The sequence below is a fragment of the Enterobacter sp. 50793107 genome, from assembly GCF_001463365.1.
Taxonomy (GTDB): Bacteria; Pseudomonadota; Gammaproteobacteria; order Enterobacterales; family Enterobacteriaceae; genus Enterobacter; species Enterobacter cloacae.
Genome location: NZ_LNII01000158.1, coordinates 211,659 through 227,131, shown reverse-complemented (window position 1 = coordinate 227,131; position 15,473 = coordinate 211,659). Strand labels below are relative to the sequence as shown.

Genomic DNA, 15,473 nt, shown 5'->3' with positions numbered 1-15,473 from the left:
AATCCGGGAAAAATAAAGTGGCGTATTGTGCGCTAACGGAAGGAGAAAACCAACTCCCACGGCATATACCAAAGGTTAGCCAGCACCATCAGCAAAAGCGAACACCATGTCGCGCTCATGCCGGAACGACGCCAGCGGAATAAGCGGTGGTGAAAGCCGTAATAATGCATTAACCGACCCGCAATCAGCAGCAGGCCACAAATGTGTACCATCCAGGTTTCGGCGCCATTCATCTCCATAAACAGCAGCAAAATGAGTGCCACCGGAATGTACTCAACCGCGTTGCCGTGGATACGGATAGCGCTTTGCAGTTCGGAAAACCCCCCGTCGCCGTATGAGACGCGGTACTGCATTCTGAGTCGCACAACATCAAATGAAAATTTAATCAGCAGTAATGCACCTAGCACCGCATACAACGCGCTGACCATACAAACTCCCTGTGTTTTGGCAGATGGCGTCTCTATGATATGGCGTGATCTCAGAAAAGAGAAGATTGTTGTGGGATGGACGGCGCGCTGCCGAGCGACGGAACCGCGGTTTGCAGGGCCTGCCAGAGCGTATCGACCAGTTCGGGTGCCTGGGCGATATCCGGCGTATGTAAAAAGAGATACGGCGTGGTGGTCTGTTCCCATTTCGCTAACGTGTGCAGCCAGACGGCGAACATCTCCTGATTTTGCTGCATATTGTCGCTGCCGATAAACCGGACCATCGGATTGTGCGCGGTTACGATAGCGTGGACCGGGACTTTGGGCTTCTTGCGCTGGGCATCAATAATGGCTTCGTTATGCGCAATTGCGCTGTGAACAGGACGACTGTCAAGGATAACGCGGTTGACTGAGCGCTCATGCAATCCCCGGTTGAGTGCTTTTTCCACCTCGCCTTTGGCAAAAAATTCAGGATGTCTCACTTCAACGCCGTAGGTAAAGTCCCGGGGCAGGCCATCAAGGAATGGCCAGAGCGCGGGCAGATCGCGCGGACCAAAGGTGGCGGGAAGCTGCAGCCAGTACTGGCCGATACGGTTTGCCAGTGGCGACATTCGGCCAAAAAACTCTTCGGTTAAATCACCGCAGTTACGCAGGGCGGCGTTATGGGAGATGGTTGCCGGAAATTTAAAGCAGAAGCGGAAATCATCCGTGGTTTGATCCCGCCAGCGCTCGACAATCTCTGCCCGGGGAAGGGCATACAGCGTGGTGTTACCCTCCACGCAGTTAAAGTGCCGGGCGTACTCTTCAAGGCTGGTTATGCCAAGGCGCACCCATTTCGGGTGCGACCACTGGGGCAGGCCCACATACATCATAACGCGCTTAAAATCTCATCCGTGCTGCGCACGCGACCGATGCGCGGGAAAATATGGGTCATGCTGCCCTGGTGTTGTTCCGCAGAAGCCGCGCTGCATGCGTCTTCGGCAATCACCAGGTTAAAGCCCAACTCCCAGGCGTTACGGGCGGTGGATTCCACGCCAATGTTGGTGGAGATCCCGCACAGGATAATGGTGTCGATACCGCGGCGGCGCAGCTGCAGCTCCAGGTCGGTGCCATAGAAGGCGCCCCACTGGCGTTTGGTCACTTCGATATCGCTGTCGCGTTTACCGAGCGAGACCGGATACGTCCACCAGTTGTCCGGCAGGGCGTGCGCGGGCGCCTGGGCGTCAACCGGCTGTTTTAACGCTTCGGCAAAATCGGTCGACCAGCCAACGCGCACCATGACAACCGGTGCGCCGCTGGCGCGGCATTTTTCCGCCAGACGGGCGGTACGGCTGACGACATCATCAGCGGTGTGCGGGCCGCCGGCAAAGGGAAGGATCCCTTCCTGTAGATCAATCACCACCAGGGCGGTTTTGCGGGCATCAAGTGTCAGCATGGTAACTCCAGTTAAATGAATCGCTTCCGTTACACCTTACGACGTTATGGCCTGTTATCGGTCGGATAATTTTGTTAATTTTTGTGAGAATGCGCAATAAGAGCGCAGCAAACGTGCGTCTGGCCGTGCTTCGCTCTTATCGTCCGGCGGAATTTCCAGTATAATAGCCGCCTTTTTTCATCCAGTTGTGACATACAGAAAGCTGCGACATAGTAGCCTGCATACCAGGCGACATTTAGCCTGCGGCTAATTAAGGGATATCTCATGCGTACAGAATATTGCGGGCAGCTGCGTCAGTCCCACGTCGGACAGCAGGTGACCCTGTGTGGTTGGGTCAACCGTCGTCGTGATCTTGGTAGCCTTATCTTCATCGATATGCGCGACCGCGAAGGTATCGTTCAGGTGTTCTTCGATCCGGATCGCGCGGACGCGTTGAAGCTGGCTTCTGAGCTGCGTAATGAGTTCTGCATTCAGGTCACCGGCACCGTACGTGCGCGTGACGAGAAAAACGTCAACGCAGATATGGCGACCGGTGCCATTGAAGTGCTGGCCTCCGATCTGACGATCATCAACCGTGCTGAAGCGCTGCCGCTGGACTCCAACCACGTCAACACTGAAGAAGCGCGTCTGAAATACCGCTACCTGGATCTGCGTCGCCCGGAAATGGCACAGCGCCTGAAAACCCGTGCGAAAATCACCAGCCTGGTGCGTCGCTTTATGGATGACCACGGTTTCCTCGATATCGAAACCCCGATGCTGACCAAAGCCACGCCGGAAGGCGCGCGCGATTACCTGGTGCCATCCCGCGTTCATAAAGGCAAATTCTACGCGCTGCCGCAGTCTCCACAGCTGTTTAAACAGCTGCTGATGATGTCCGGCTTCGATCGCTACTATCAGATCGTAAAATGCTTCCGTGACGAAGACCTGCGCGCTGACCGTCAGCCAGAATTTACCCAGATCGATGTGGAAACCTCCTTCATGACCGCTGAGCAGGTGCGTGAAGTGATGGAAGCGCTGGTGCGCAGCCTGTGGAATGACGTGAAGGGCGTGGAGCTGGGCGACTTCCCCATTATGACCTTCGCCGAAGCCGAGCGTCGTTACGGCTCCGACAAACCAGACCTGCGTAACCCTATGGAGCTGGTGGACGTTGCTGACCTGGTGAAATCCGTTGAGTTTGCGGTGTTTGCCGGCCCGGCTAACGATCCGAAAGGCCGCGTAGCAGCCCTGCGTGTACCGGGCGGTGCAGCGCTTAGCCGTAAGCAGATTGACGACTACGGCAACTTCATCAAGATCTACGGCGCGAAAGGTCTGGCCTATATTAAAGTAACTGAGCGTGCGAAAGGTCTGGAAGGTATCACCAGCCCGGTGGCGAAGTTCCTGAACGCGGAGATTGTAGAAGCGATCCTTGAGCGCACCGGCGCACAGGATGGCGACATGATCTTCTTCGGCGCTGACAACAAGAAAATTGTTGCCGATGCAATGGGCGCGCTGCGTCTGAAATTGGGCAAAGATTTGAACCTCACCGACGAGAGCAAATGGGCGCCGTTGTGGGTTATCGACTTCCCGATGTTTGAAGACGACGGTGAAGGCGGCCTGACTGCCATGCACCACCCGTTCACCTCGCCAAAAGACATGACGGCGGCAGAGCTGAAAGCGGCACCGGAAGAGGCAGTCGCGAACGCCTACGATATGGTTATCAACGGCTATGAAGTGGGCGGCGGCTCCGTGCGTATTCACAGCGGTGAGATGCAGCAGACGGTGTTCGGCATTCTGGGCATCAACGAACAGGAACAGCGCGAGAAGTTCGGCTTCCTGCTGGATGCGCTGAAGTACGGTACGCCGCCTCACGCAGGCCTGGCATTCGGTCTCGACCGTCTGACTATGCTGCTGACCGGCACCGACAACATCCGTGACGTTATTGCCTTCCCGAAAACCACCGCAGCGGCGTGTCTGATGACCGAAGCGCCAAGCTTCGCTAACCCGGCCGCGCTGGCTGAGCTGGGTATCGACGTGGTGAAAAAGGAAGAGAAAAACTGATATGGCATATAAGCGTCCCGTTTCTGTCTTAGTTGTAATTTACGCTCAGGACACGAAGCGGGTGCTGATGTTGCAGCGGCGCGATGACCCTGAATTCTGGCAGTCGGTTACCGGCAGTCTGGAAGAGGGCGAAACCGCGCCGCAGGCCGCCGCGCGTGAAGTAAAGGAAGAGGTCACCATTGACGTTGCTTGCGAGCAACTGACCCTGAAGGACTGTCAGCGCACGGTGGAGTTCGAAATTTTTAGCCATTTACGTCATCGCTATGCACCGGGTATCGAGCGCAACACGGAATCGTGGTTCTGTCTCGCGCTCCCTCACGAACGGGAGATCGTGTTCACTGAACATCTGACCTACCGCTGGGTGGATGCGGCGGATGCCGCCGCACTGACCAAATCGTGGAGCAACCGGCAGGCGATTGAAGAATTTGTAATTAACGCAGCCTGAAAAGGCGCGATTTTTGGAGAACTTTTTATGGCAGGTCATAGTAAGTGGGCCAACACCAAACACCGCAAAGCGGCACAGGATGCCAAGCGCGGTAAGATCTTTACCAAAATCATTCGCGAGCTGGTGACAGCAGCGCGTCTGGGCGGCGGCGATCCGGCGTCTAACCCACGTCTGCGTGCGGCAGTAGATAAAGCGCTGTCCAACAACATGACGCGTGACACCCTGAACCGTGCTATCGCTCGTGGCGTGGGCGGTGATGAAGACACGAACATGGAAACCATCATTTATGAAGGTTACGGTCCTGGCGGCACCGCGGTAATGGTTGAATGTCTGTCCGACAACCGTAACCGTACCGTTGCAGAAGTGCGCCATGCGTTCACCAAAACCGGGGGGAACCTGGGGACTGACGGTTCTGTAGCGTACCTGTTCAGCAAAAAAGGCGTCATCTCCTTCGAGAAAGGCGACGAAGATGTCATCATGGAAGCGGCGCTGGAAGCGGGTGCGGAAGACGTAGTGACCTTCGACGATGGCGCTATCGATGTCTACACCGCGTGGGAAGAGATGGGCGCAGTACGTGATGCGCTGGAAGCGGCGGGCCTGAAAGCCGACAACGCTGAAGTCTCCATGATCCCGTCCACCAAAGCGGATATGGATGCTGAAACGGCACCAAAACTGCTGCGTCTGATCGACATGCTTGAAGACTGCGACGACGTGCAGGAAGTGTATCACAACGGTGAGATCTCTGATGAGGTTGCAGCGACTCTCTGATGAGAGCGTTTAAACCGTTTACGGGAGACGCGTGATGTCGATTATCCTTGGGATTGACCCCGGCTCACGCGTCACCGGTTACGGCGTTATCCGTCAGGTTGGACGCCAGTTAACCTACCTTGGCAGTGGCTGTATTCGCACTAAAGTTGAAGATCTGCCGTCGCGACTGAAGCTCATTTATGCAGGTGTGACGGAGATTATCACCCAGTTTCAGCCTGACTATTTCGCCATCGAGCAGGTCTTCATGGCGAAAAACGCCGATTCGGCGTTAAAGCTCGGTCAGGCGCGGGGCGTGGCAATTGTTGCTGCCGTGAACCAGGATCTTCCGGTATTTGAATACGCGGCAAGACAGGTCAAGCAGACGGTGGTGGGGATTGGTAGCGCGGAGAAAAGCCAGGTGCAGCACATGGTGCGTACCCTGTTGAAGCTCCCCGCGAACCCGCAGGCCGATGCCGCCGATGCGCTGGCAATTGCGATCACCCACTGTCATGTCAGCCAGAACGCGATGCAAATGAGCGAGTCGCGGCTCAATCTGGCGCGAGGCAGGTTACGATAATGAGAAATCAGGCTGGATGTTTATCCAGCCTTTTTTTATTATGTCGCAAATCAATAATTTTCCAGAACGCAGGAGCGTCACGTGATAGGCAGACTCAGAGGCATCATCATTGAAAAACAACCCCCGTTAGTGCTGCTGGAAGTGGGCGGCGTGGGCTATGAAGTCCATATGCCAATGACCTGCTTCTACGAGCTGCCGGACGCGGGCAAAGAGGCGATTGTCTTTACCCAGTTTGTGGTGCGTGAAGATGCTCAACTGCTCTATGGCTTCAACAACAAACAGGAACGCACCCTGTTCCGCGAGCTGATTAAAACCAACGGCGTCGGGCCGAAGCTGGCGCTGGCCATTCTCTCCGGTATGTCCGCCCAGCAGTTCGTCAATGCCGTTGAGCGCGAAGATCCTGCCGCGCTGGTTAAGCTCCCGGGCATTGGTAAGAAAACGGCAGAGCGCCTGATTGTTGAGATGAAAGACCGCTTTAAAGGTCTGCATGGCGATCTCTTTACCCCTGCTGCCGATCTGGTGCTGACTTCGCCGGGTGCGCCTGTGTCGGATGATGATGCCGAGCAGGAAGCGGTTGCCGCGCTGGTGGCGCTGGGCTATAAACCTCAGGAGGCCAGCCGAATGGTGAGCAAAATTGCCAAACCGGATGCCAGCAGTGAAACTCTGATTCGTGAAGCGCTGCGCGCTGCATTGTGAGGTAAAGGATGATTGAAGCAGATCGCCTGGTATCGGCAGGCACTATTCAGGCAGACGACGTGGTGGATCGTGCGATCCGTCCGAAGTTGCTTGATGAGTATATTGGCCAGCCGCAGGTGCGTTCCCAGATGGAGATCTTCATCCAGGCGGCAAAGCTGCGCGGCGATGCGCTCGATCACCTGCTGATTTTCGGTCCTCCGGGTTTGGGGAAAACCACCCTGGCGAATATCGTTGCCAATGAAATGGGCGTGAACCTGCGTACCACGTCTGGCCCGGTGCTGGAAAAAGCAGGCGATCTGGCGGCGATGCTGACCAATCTTGAACCGCACGACGTGCTGTTTATCGATGAGATCCACCGCCTGTCACCGGTGGTGGAAGAGGTTCTCTATCCGGCAATGGAAGACTACCAGCTGGATATCATGATCGGCGAAGGCCCTGCCGCGCGTTCGATCAAAATCGATCTGCCGCCGTTTACCCTGATTGGCGCCACCACCCGTGCCGGGTCTTTAACCTCTCCACTGCGCGACCGCTTTGGTATTGTGCAGCGCCTCGAGTTCTATCAGGTCGCCGACCTCCAGCATATCGTGGGCCGCAGTGCCCGCTATATGGGGCTGGATATGAGCGAAGAGGGGGCATTTGAAGTGGCGAAGCGTTCGCGCGGAACACCGCGTATCGCTAACCGCCTGCTGCGCCGCGTCCGTGACTTTGCAGAAGTGAAGCACGATGGTTCTATTTCTGCCGAAATTGCTGCTCAGGCGCTGGATATGCTGAATGTCGATGCTGAGGGTTTTGACTACATGGACCGCAAGCTGCTGCTGGCGGTACTGGACAAATTCTTTGGCGGGCCGGTCGGGCTGGATAACCTGGCGGCGGCAATCGGGGAAGAGCGCGAGACAATTGAAGATGTACTCGAACCGTATCTGATCCAGCAGGGCTTCCTGCAACGTACCCCGCGTGGGCGTATGGCCACGGTGCGGGCGTGGAATCATTTTGGTATCACGCCACCGGCAATGCCGTAATGCTTAATTCCCTCTCCCAAAGGGCTGAGGGATCCCCATAAATAATGCCTGCACAGACGGCCCCCCTCTCCCTTTGGGAGAGGGTTGGGGTGAGGGGGAACATACGGCTATGGAGGTCATTCCGTTCACTTCATGTTCCTTGCTACTCTGCAACAACATGATCCGTGAACGTGCCAGGGCGGCTCAATCGCCGCCGCCCTGGCGACCCGGGCTCCCGGCGGTAAATCGCCGCTTCGCGGTGCCCTCGGCTTATTCCTTCCGGCTTATCGGGGACGGGCGGATGTAACGTCCCTGTAAAGCCGCCCTCTCGGCGCATCCCTGCGCCTCGCCCCGGCCTGCAGGAAACGCCTCAGCGATTTACAGCCGGACTAGGGCGTCGCTGTAAGTCATTCATTTTCCTGAAGCAACATTCATCGCTTTCGGTAAAAAATTACTGGGGATTCCTCAGCCCAAAGGGAGAGGGTTAGGATGAGGGCATCAGCGCCCTCGATATCAACTAGCGGTTTTCTTCATCATACTGAAAATAAACAGCACCGCCGCACACAGCACCACTGACGGCCCCGCAGGCGTGTCATAGAACGCCGAGAAGGTTAACCCGCCCGTGACCGCAATCATCCCGATAATCACCGCCACGCCTGCCATCTGCTCCGGCGTACGGGCAAAACGACGCGCGGTGGCCGCAGGAATAATCAGTAGCGACGTAATAATCAGCGCACCGACGAACTTCATCGCCACGCCGATGGTTAACGCCGTCACCAGCATCAGCAGCAGTTTCACCCGCTGCAACTTCACGCCGTCTACAAACGCCAGATCCGGGCTGACGGTCATCGCCAGCAAATTACGCCACTGCCACAGCAGAATACCCAGCACCACCACCACGCCAATGGCAATAGCAATGAGATCTTCAGGCGTCACGGCGAGCAGGTCGCCAAACAGATAGGCCATCAGGTCAACGCGGATATTGGACATCAGGCTCACTACCACCAGGCCCAGCGACAGGGCGCTGTGCGCCATAATGCCGAGCAGGGTATCAATGGCGAGGTGAGGGCGTTTTTCCAGCCAGACCAGACCGGCGGCGAGGAGCAGCGTAACGACAATCACCGCATAGAACGGGTTGACGTCCAGCAGCAAACCAAAGGCCACGCCCAGCAGTGAAGCATGGGCCAGGGTATCGCCGAAATAGGACATTCTGCGCCAGACCACAAACGAGCCAAGCGGACCCGCGGCGCAGGCGAGCATAATCCCGGCCAGCCAGCCGGGCAGTAACAGTTCAATCATGAGTGTCCATTTCCCCGGCGCAGGACAATTCGTCCCTGTAAATCATGGCGGTGGTTATGATGATGGCGATAAATACCCAGTTGTTCAGCGCCGCGAGGGCCAAACATAGAGATAAATTCGGGGTGCATTGACACCACTTCAGGCGTGCCGGAACAGCAGATATGATGGTTCAGACAGAGCACTTCGTCGGTTTTCGCCATCACCAGATGCAGGTCGTGGGAGACCATCAGCACCGCGCAGTTCAGTTCGTGGCGCAGCTGGTCAATTAAATCGTAAAGCGCGACCTGACCATTGACGTCCACACCTTGCGTTGGCTCATCCAGTACCAGCAGCTGGGGGCTGCTGAGCAGCGCCCGGGCAAGTAACACGCGCTGGGTTTCCCCGCCGGACAGTTTTTGCAGTGGCGCGTCCACCAGGTGGCCCGCCTGGACACGTTTCAGCGCCGGAAGAATATCGGCTTTACGCGTACCAGGGCGCAGGCGCAGGAAGCGGCTGACGGTCAGCGGCAGCGTGGCATCAAGATGTAATTTTTGCGGCACGTAGCCGATACGCAATTTTTCTTCACGCTTGATGACACCTTCATCAGGGGCTACCAGACCCAGCACCACGCGCACAAGGGTGGATTTACCCGCGCCGTTCGGACCGAGCAGCGTCAGAATTTTACCGGGCTTCAGATCCAGCGACACGTCAGAAAGGACGCGGCGCTGACCGAACGAGACCGAAACATTTTCAAGAGAAACCAAAGTTGTCATGTCAATTTAAGCTTGCAGAAGTCAACGAATGTTATAATATCACATTCCACGCATTCATTACGATGATTAGTCGCATTATGTTACATAAAAATACGCTTCTTTTCGCAGCATTATCCGCTGCCCTTTGGGGCACAACAGCACAAGATGTTAACGCTGCCGTTGTCGCTTCGCTCAAACCGCTGGGATTCATTGCATCGGCCATTGCAGATGGGGTGACTGAAACCCAGGTTCTGCTGCCCGATGGTGCCTCTGAGCATGATTATTCCCTGCGTCCATCTGATGTAAAACGCTTACAAAACGCGGACTTAGTTGTCTGGATTGGGCCGGAGATGGAAGCCTTCATGCAGAAGTCTGCGAACCAGATCGCGGACACGAAAAAGGTCACCATTGCCGAACTTTCTGGCGTGAAGCCGTTGCTCATGAAGGGGAGTGATGACGACGGTGACGAACACGAAGGTCATCATGCTCATGATGAAAAAGGTGACGGGGATCACCATCACGGCGAGTACAATATGCATCTTTGGCTCTCCCCAGAGATAGCGCGGCTTTCGGCGGTTGCAATCCATGACAAATTAGTGGAACTTATGCCGCAAAGTCGAGCCAAACTAGACGCCAACCTGAAAGATTTTGAGGCACAATTAGCCGCAACCGATAAGCAGGTGGGTAACGAGCTGGCACCGCTGAAAGGAAAAGGGTATTTCGTTTTTCATGACGCCTATGGCTATTACGAAAAACACTACGGCCTGACCCCGCGTGGGCATTTTACCGTCAACCCTGAAATTCAGCCTGGTGCGCAGCGTTTACATGAGATCAGAACACAGTTGGTTGAGCAAAAAGCGTCCTGCGTTTTTGCTGAGCCACAGTTCAGGCCAGCGGTCGTAGAAGCCGTGGCCAGGGGAACATCCGTGCGCATGGGAACCCTTGACCCGCTAGGAACGAACATCCAGTTGAGTAAAGCGAGCTATTCGCAGTTCCTCACTCAACTGGCGAACCAGTATGCGAGCTGCCTGAAAGGAGATTAACGAGGAAGTGAATACGTGCAACAGATAGCCCGCTCTGTCGCCCTGGCATTTAACAATCTGCCCCGACCCCATCGCGTTATGCTGGGGTCGCTTACAGTTCTCACCTTAGCGGTCGCCGTCTGGCGGCCCTATGTTTACCACCCGAGTTCTGCCCCTATCATCAAAACCATCGAGCTTGAGAAGAACGAAATCCGTTCTCTGCTGCCGGAGGCCAGTGAGCCTATCGACCAGGCGGCTCAGGAAGATGAAGCCATTCCGCAGGATGAGCTGGACGATAAAACCGAGAATGAAGCCGGGATCCATGAATATGTGGTCTCCACTGGCGATACGCTGAGCAGCGTACTGAACCAGTACGGCATTGACATGGGGAATATCAGCCAGCTGGCTGCCGCAGATAAAGACCTGCGTAACCTGAAAATTGGCCAGCAGCTCTCGTGGACGTTAACGCCAGAGGGCGATCTGCAGCGCCTGACCTGGGAAATGTCCCGTCGCGAAACGCGCACCTACGACCGCACTGCAAACGGTTTCAAGATGACCAGCGAGTTGCAGAAGGGCGACTGGGTTAACAGCGTGATGAAAGGGACCGTAGGCGCAAGCTTTGTCTCCAGCGCGCGTGATGCGGGCCTGACCAGCGCTGAAATCAGCTCGGTTATCAAAGCCATGCAGTGGCAGATGGATTTCCGTAAGCTGAAAAAAGGTGATGAGTTCTCCGTACTGATGTCCCGCGAAATGCTGGACGGCAAGCGTGAGCAGAGCCAACTGGTGGGTGTACGTTTGCGCTCTGATGGTAAAGATTACTACGCCATTCGCGCTGAAGACGGCAAATTCTATGACCGCAGCGGTACCGGGCTTGCGAAAGGCTTCCTGCGCTTCCCAACGGCGAAACAGTTCCGCATCTCATCCAATTTTAACCCGCGTCGTCTGAACCCGGTCACCGGGCGCGTGGCGCCGCACCGTGGCGTGGACTTCGCCATGCCACAGGGCACACCGGTGCTGGCGGTGGGAGATGGTGAAGTGGTTGTCGCAAAACGCAGCGGGGCTGCCGGGTACTATGTTGCGGTCCGTCATGGTCGCACTTATACCACCCGTTATATGCACCTGCGTAAGCTGCTGGTGAAACCAGGCCAGAAAGTGAAACGTGGCGACCGTATCGCCCTCTCAGGCAATACCGGACGTTCTACAGGGCCACACCTGCATTATGAAGTGTGGATCAACCAGCAGGCGGTAAACCCGCTGACGGCGAAACTGCCGCGCACCGAAGGGCTGACGGGTAAAGATCGTAAAGATTACCTGGCGCAGGTGAAAGAGGTTGTGCCGCAACTGCGTTTCGACTAAACCCTTCCGTTTTGTCTAAAGCCGGCGTCAGTAAGCGCCGGCTTTTTCTTTTGTGCGTGGGGCGCTGCCTCGCTACACTATCGTCATTATATTTTGCGTCACCAGACCCTGGAACCAGCATGGAAACCAAAAAAAACAATATAGAGTTCATTCCTGAGTTTGAAAAATCCTTTCGCCACCCGCGTAACTGGGGCGCCTGGCTTGGCGTTTACGCGTTTGCTGGCATTGCCATGTTACCTGCCTCTGTGCGCGATCCCGTTCTGGGTAAAATTGGCCGTCTCGCAGGACGAATGGGCAAAAGTGCCCGCCGTCGCGCGCAAATCAATCTCTTCTACTGCTTCCCGGAAAAGAGCGAAGCCGAGCGCGAAGCGATTATTGATGACATGTATACCACCGCGCCACAGGCCATGGCGATGATGGCAGAGCTGGCGCTAAAAGGGCCAGAAAAGGTCCTTAAGCGTGTTGACTGGAAAGGGCTGGAGATCATTGACGAGATGCGCCGCAACGATGAAAAAGTGATTTTTCTCGTTCCGCACGGCTGGGGAGTGGATATTCCGGCCATGCTGATGGCATCTCAGGGCCAGAAGATGGCGGCCATGTTCCATAACCAGGGTAATAAAGTCTTTGATTTCGTCTGGAACACCGTGCGTCGTCGTTTTGGTGGACGCCTGCACGCCCGTAACGATGGTATCAAGCCGTTTATTCAGTCCGTGCGACAGGGGTACTGGGGTTACTATCTGCCGGATCAGGATCACGGCCCTGAGCACAGCGAGTTTGTCGATTTCTTTGCCACCTACAAGGCGACGCTTCCGGCGATTGGCCGTCTGATGAAAGTCTGCCGCGCCCGGGTTATTCCGCTGTTCCCGGTCTACGATGGCAACACGCACCGTCTGAGCATTGAGGTTCGCCCGCCGATGGACGACTTACTGACCGCGGACGATAACACCATCGCGCGTCGCATGAACGAAGAGGTGGAGGTGTTGGTGGGACCGCATCTTGAGCAATACACGTGGATCCTGAAGCTGCTCAAAACGCGTAAGCCTGGCGAGAAAGAGCCGTATCAGCGCAAAGAACTTTACCCAAAGAAATAAAACCCCTCACGCTGACCCTCTCCCCGTGGGGGAGAGGGAAACATCTGTTTATTCGACGGTTAATACGCGGGTGGTGTTGGTTGAGCCGATGGTGCTCATGACATCACCCTGGGTCACGATGACAATATCACCGGATACCAGGTAGCCTTTGTCGCGCAGCAGATTAACGGCATCGTGCGCCGCTGCCACACCGTCATTGGTGCTGTCGAAGTAAACCGGGGTTACGCCGCGGTACAGCGCCGTCAGGTTCAGCGTGCGCTCGTGGCGGGACATCGCGAAGATCGGCAGACCGGAGCTGATACGGGACGTCATTAGCGCGGTACGGCCTGATTCGGTCATGGTGATGATCGCCGTGACGCCCTTCAGATGGTTAGCCGCATACATGGCGGACATCGCAATCGCTTCTTCCACGTTGTCGAACTGCACGTCCAGACGGTGTTTAGAGACGTTGATGCTTGGGATCTTCTCCGCGCCCAGACAGACGCGCGCCATCGCGGCAACGGTCTCTGCCGGGTACTGACCGGCTGCGGTTTCAGCGGAAAGCATGACCGCATCGGTACCGTCCAGCACGGCGTTAGCCACGTCCATCACCTCTGCACGGGTCGGCATTGGGTTGGTGATCATGGATTCCATCATCTGGGTTGCGGTGATCACCGCGCGGTTCAACTGACGCGCGCGACGGATCAGCGCTTTCTGGATGCCGACCAGTTCCGGGTCGCCAATTTCCACACCCAGATCGCCACGGGCAACCATCACCACGTCAGACGCCAGAATCACGTCGTCCATGGCATCCTGATCGCAAACGGCTTCCGCACGTTCAACTTTTGCTACGATTTTCGCGTCGCAGCCGGCATCACGCGCCAGACGACGGGCATAGTTCAGGTCTTCGCCGCAGCGCGGGAAGGAGACGGCCAGATAGTCCACGCCGATCAGCGCCGCGGTAACGATATCCGCTTTGTCTTTATCGGTCAGCGCTTCGGCAGACAGGCCACCGCCGAGCTTGTTAATGCCTTTGTTGTTAGAGAGTGGGCCGCCGACGGTGACTTCGGTGAACACCTTCATCCCCTGAACTTCCAGCACTTTCAGCTGAACACGACCGTCGTCGAGCAGCAGGATATCGCCAGGCACAACGTCAGCCGGCAGACCTTTATAGTCGATACCCACTTTCTCTTTATCGCCTTCACCTTTACCCAGGTTGGCATCAAGCAGGAATTTATCGCCGATATTGAGGAAAACTTTGCCTTCTTTGAAGGTCGAGACACGAATTTTTGGACCCTGCAGGTCACCGAGGATAGCAACATGGCGGCCCAGTTTAGCCGCGATCTCACGCACTTTGTCGGCACGTAATTTATGGTCTTCTGGCGTACCGTGAGAGAAGTTCATACGCACCACGTTGGCACCCGCGGCGATAATCTTTTCGAGGTTATTATCGCGATCGGTGGCCGGGCCTAAGGTGGTGACGATCTTGGTTCTGCGAAGCCTTCTGGACATGTAATACTCCGTTGACTGAAACAACTTTGGTGTTGCGTGAAGATTGAATCGGCCTTCATCTGCTGCAAAGCAACCGCGAGGGGACCGAATGCCGTAAATCGTTACATCGTAATTATTCGTTACGTCTTAGTTATCTACTATCAGGGAACATCGCTCTTTATAAGCAATTCTTTATCAAAACGCGATTCCTTGAGCGCTTCCTTGACACGCTTCAAGTTATCTCTGAATTTAGCGCCGCGGCGTAAGGTAAAACCGGTTGCCAGGACGTCAATCACCGTCAGCTGCGCCAGACGGGAGACCATTGGCATATAGATATCCGTATCTTCCGGAACGTCCAGAGTGATGGCGAGCGTGGCTTCTCTTGCCAGCGGCGTGCCTGCCGTCGTGAGGGCGATAACCATGGCATCGTTTTCACGCGCCAGCTGCGCCAGCTCAACCTGACTTTTGGTGCGCCCGGTATGGGAAATCAGGACCACCACGTCATCCTCGCTACAATTCATACAGCTCATGCGTTGCAACACGATGTCATCGGAATAAATGACCGGGACGTTAAAGCGGAAGAATTTATTCATGGCGTCATGCGCCACGGCCGCCGACGAACCGAGTCCGAAGAATGCAATTCGCTTGGCCTGGGTCAGTAAATCGACCGCCCGGTTAACGGAACTCATATCCAGCGACTGACGCACGTGGTCAAGCGTGGCCATGGCCGATTCAAATATTTTCGCCGTGTATGCATCTACGCTGTCGTCTTCATCCACATTGCGATTAACATAGGGCGTACCATTTGCCAGACTTTGTGCCAGATGCAGTTTAAAATCAGGAAAGCCACGCGTTTCCAGGCTCCGGCAGAACCGATTCACCGTCGGCTCGCTGACGCCTGCATCCTGTGCCAGAGCGGCGATGCTTGAATGAATCGCCTGAGCAGGCGAGGCGAGAATAACTTCAGCCACTTTTCGCTCGGATTTGCTAAGGTGTTCCAGTTGAAACTGGATTTTTTCCAGCATGTTCATGTTAACAGGACGCTCATGGGTGTAAACGATTTCATCTATAGATGAAATTGAGATTCGATTTAGCCGATATTACCCTCGTGGCTTCCATAAAGGGTAACAGTCGACAAGATAAT

Annotated in this window: 16 protein-coding genes; 9 read left to right on the top strand and 7 right to left on the bottom strand. The window is 55.7% G+C overall.

Annotation, left to right across the window (positions count from 1 at the left end):
• Positions 1-32 precede the first annotated feature (32 nt).
• Genes APU11_RS21020 through APU11_RS21010 form a run of 3 tightly spaced genes read right to left on the bottom strand, consistent with a single transcriptional unit; the run spans position 33 to position 1,860 of the window.
• Positions 33-428 carry an MAPEG family protein gene (locus tag APU11_RS21020; RefSeq protein ID WP_013096077.1) on the bottom strand — a complete coding sequence of 132 codons (396 nt, stop codon included), beginning with the start codon at positions 426-428 and terminating at the stop codon, positions 33-35.
• A gap of 50 nt (positions 429-478) precedes the next feature.
• Positions 479-1,297, bottom strand: coding sequence for a DUF72 domain-containing protein (locus APU11_RS21015; protein ID WP_013096078.1), 819 nt, complete (start codon positions 1,295-1,297; stop codon positions 479-481).
• Positions 1,294-1,860, bottom strand: a complete 567-nt coding sequence (locus APU11_RS21010; protein ID WP_058650810.1) for a hydrolase — start codon at positions 1,858-1,860, stop codon at positions 1,294-1,296. The genes APU11_RS21015 and APU11_RS21010 overlap by 4 nt, the downstream gene beginning before the upstream one ends.
• A gap of 264 nt (positions 1,861-2,124) precedes the next feature.
• Here APU11_RS21010 and aspS point away from each other — a divergent pair, with 264 nt between their 5' ends.
• From aspS to ruvB, 6 genes are all read left to right on the top strand, one after another.
• Positions 2,125-3,897 carry an aspartate--tRNA ligase gene (aspS, locus tag APU11_RS21005; RefSeq protein ID WP_013096080.1) on the top strand — a complete coding sequence of 591 codons (1,773 nt, stop codon included), beginning with the start codon at positions 2,125-2,127 and terminating at the stop codon, positions 3,895-3,897.
• 1 nt (position 3,898) lies between these two features.
• Complete coding sequence (gene nudB / locus APU11_RS21000; RefSeq protein WP_023620451.1) at positions 3,899-4,342, top strand: dihydroneopterin triphosphate diphosphatase; 444 nt, start codon at positions 3,899-3,901, stop codon at positions 4,340-4,342.
• Between the two features lie 27 nt (positions 4,343-4,369).
• A complete protein-coding gene (locus APU11_RS20995) occupies positions 4,370-5,110 on the top strand; it encodes a YebC/PmpR family DNA-binding transcriptional regulator (protein WP_013096082.1) in 741 nt (246 codons plus the stop codon).
• 34 nt (positions 5,111-5,144) lie between these two features.
• A complete protein-coding gene (ruvC, locus tag APU11_RS20990; RefSeq protein WP_013096083.1) occupies positions 5,145-5,666 on the top strand; it encodes a crossover junction endodeoxyribonuclease RuvC in 522 nt (173 codons plus the stop codon).
• A gap of 81 nt (positions 5,667-5,747) precedes the next feature.
• Positions 5,748-6,362, top strand: coding sequence for a Holliday junction branch migration protein RuvA (gene ruvA / locus APU11_RS20985; protein WP_013096085.1), 615 nt, complete (start codon positions 5,748-5,750; stop codon positions 6,360-6,362).
• Positions 6,363-6,370: 8 nt separating this feature from the next.
• A complete protein-coding gene (gene ruvB, locus APU11_RS20980; protein ID WP_013096086.1) occupies positions 6,371-7,381 on the top strand; it encodes a Holliday junction branch migration DNA helicase RuvB in 1,011 nt (336 codons plus the stop codon).
• A 492-nt stretch (positions 7,382-7,873) separates the two neighbouring features.
• Here ruvB and znuB read toward each other — a convergent pair whose 3' ends face one another.
• A complete protein-coding gene (gene znuB, locus APU11_RS20975; protein WP_013096087.1) occupies positions 7,874-8,659 on the bottom strand; it encodes a zinc ABC transporter permease subunit ZnuB in 786 nt (261 codons plus the stop codon).
• Positions 8,656-9,411, bottom strand: a complete 756-nt coding sequence (znuC, locus tag APU11_RS20970) for a zinc ABC transporter ATP-binding protein ZnuC (protein WP_014832401.1) — start codon at positions 9,409-9,411, stop codon at positions 8,656-8,658. The genes znuB and znuC overlap by 4 nt, the downstream gene beginning before the upstream one ends.
• A gap of 77 nt (positions 9,412-9,488) precedes the next feature.
• Here znuC and znuA point away from each other — a divergent pair, with 77 nt between their 5' ends.
• The 3 genes from znuA to lpxM all read left to right on the top strand — a co-directional run bounded on the left by znuA (position 9,489) and on the right by lpxM (position 12,859).
• On the top strand, positions 9,489-10,433 hold the full coding sequence (gene znuA / locus APU11_RS20965) for a zinc ABC transporter substrate-binding protein ZnuA (RefSeq protein WP_013096089.1): 945 nt from the start codon (positions 9,489-9,491) through the stop codon (positions 10,431-10,433).
• A 15-nt stretch (positions 10,434-10,448) separates the two neighbouring features.
• Positions 10,449-11,768, top strand: a complete 1,320-nt coding sequence (gene mepM, locus APU11_RS20960) for a murein DD-endopeptidase MepM (RefSeq protein WP_013096090.1) — start codon at positions 10,449-10,451, stop codon at positions 11,766-11,768.
• 119 nt (positions 11,769-11,887) lie between these two features.
• Positions 11,888-12,859, top strand: coding sequence for a lauroyl-Kdo(2)-lipid IV(A) myristoyltransferase (gene lpxM, locus APU11_RS20955; RefSeq protein ID WP_058650808.1), 972 nt, complete (start codon positions 11,888-11,890; stop codon positions 12,857-12,859).
• Between the two features lie 48 nt (positions 12,860-12,907).
• Here lpxM and pyk read toward each other — a convergent pair whose 3' ends face one another.
• Together pyk and APU11_RS20945 are read right to left on the bottom strand one after the other, a co-directional pair.
• Positions 12,908-14,350, bottom strand: a complete 1,443-nt coding sequence (gene pyk, locus APU11_RS20950; protein WP_013096092.1) for a pyruvate kinase — start codon at positions 14,348-14,350, stop codon at positions 12,908-12,910.
• A gap of 140 nt (positions 14,351-14,490) precedes the next feature.
• Positions 14,491-15,360, bottom strand: coding sequence for a MurR/RpiR family transcriptional regulator (locus APU11_RS20945; protein ID WP_029882312.1), 870 nt, complete (start codon positions 15,358-15,360; stop codon positions 14,491-14,493).
• Positions 15,361-15,473: the final 113 nt, after the last annotated feature.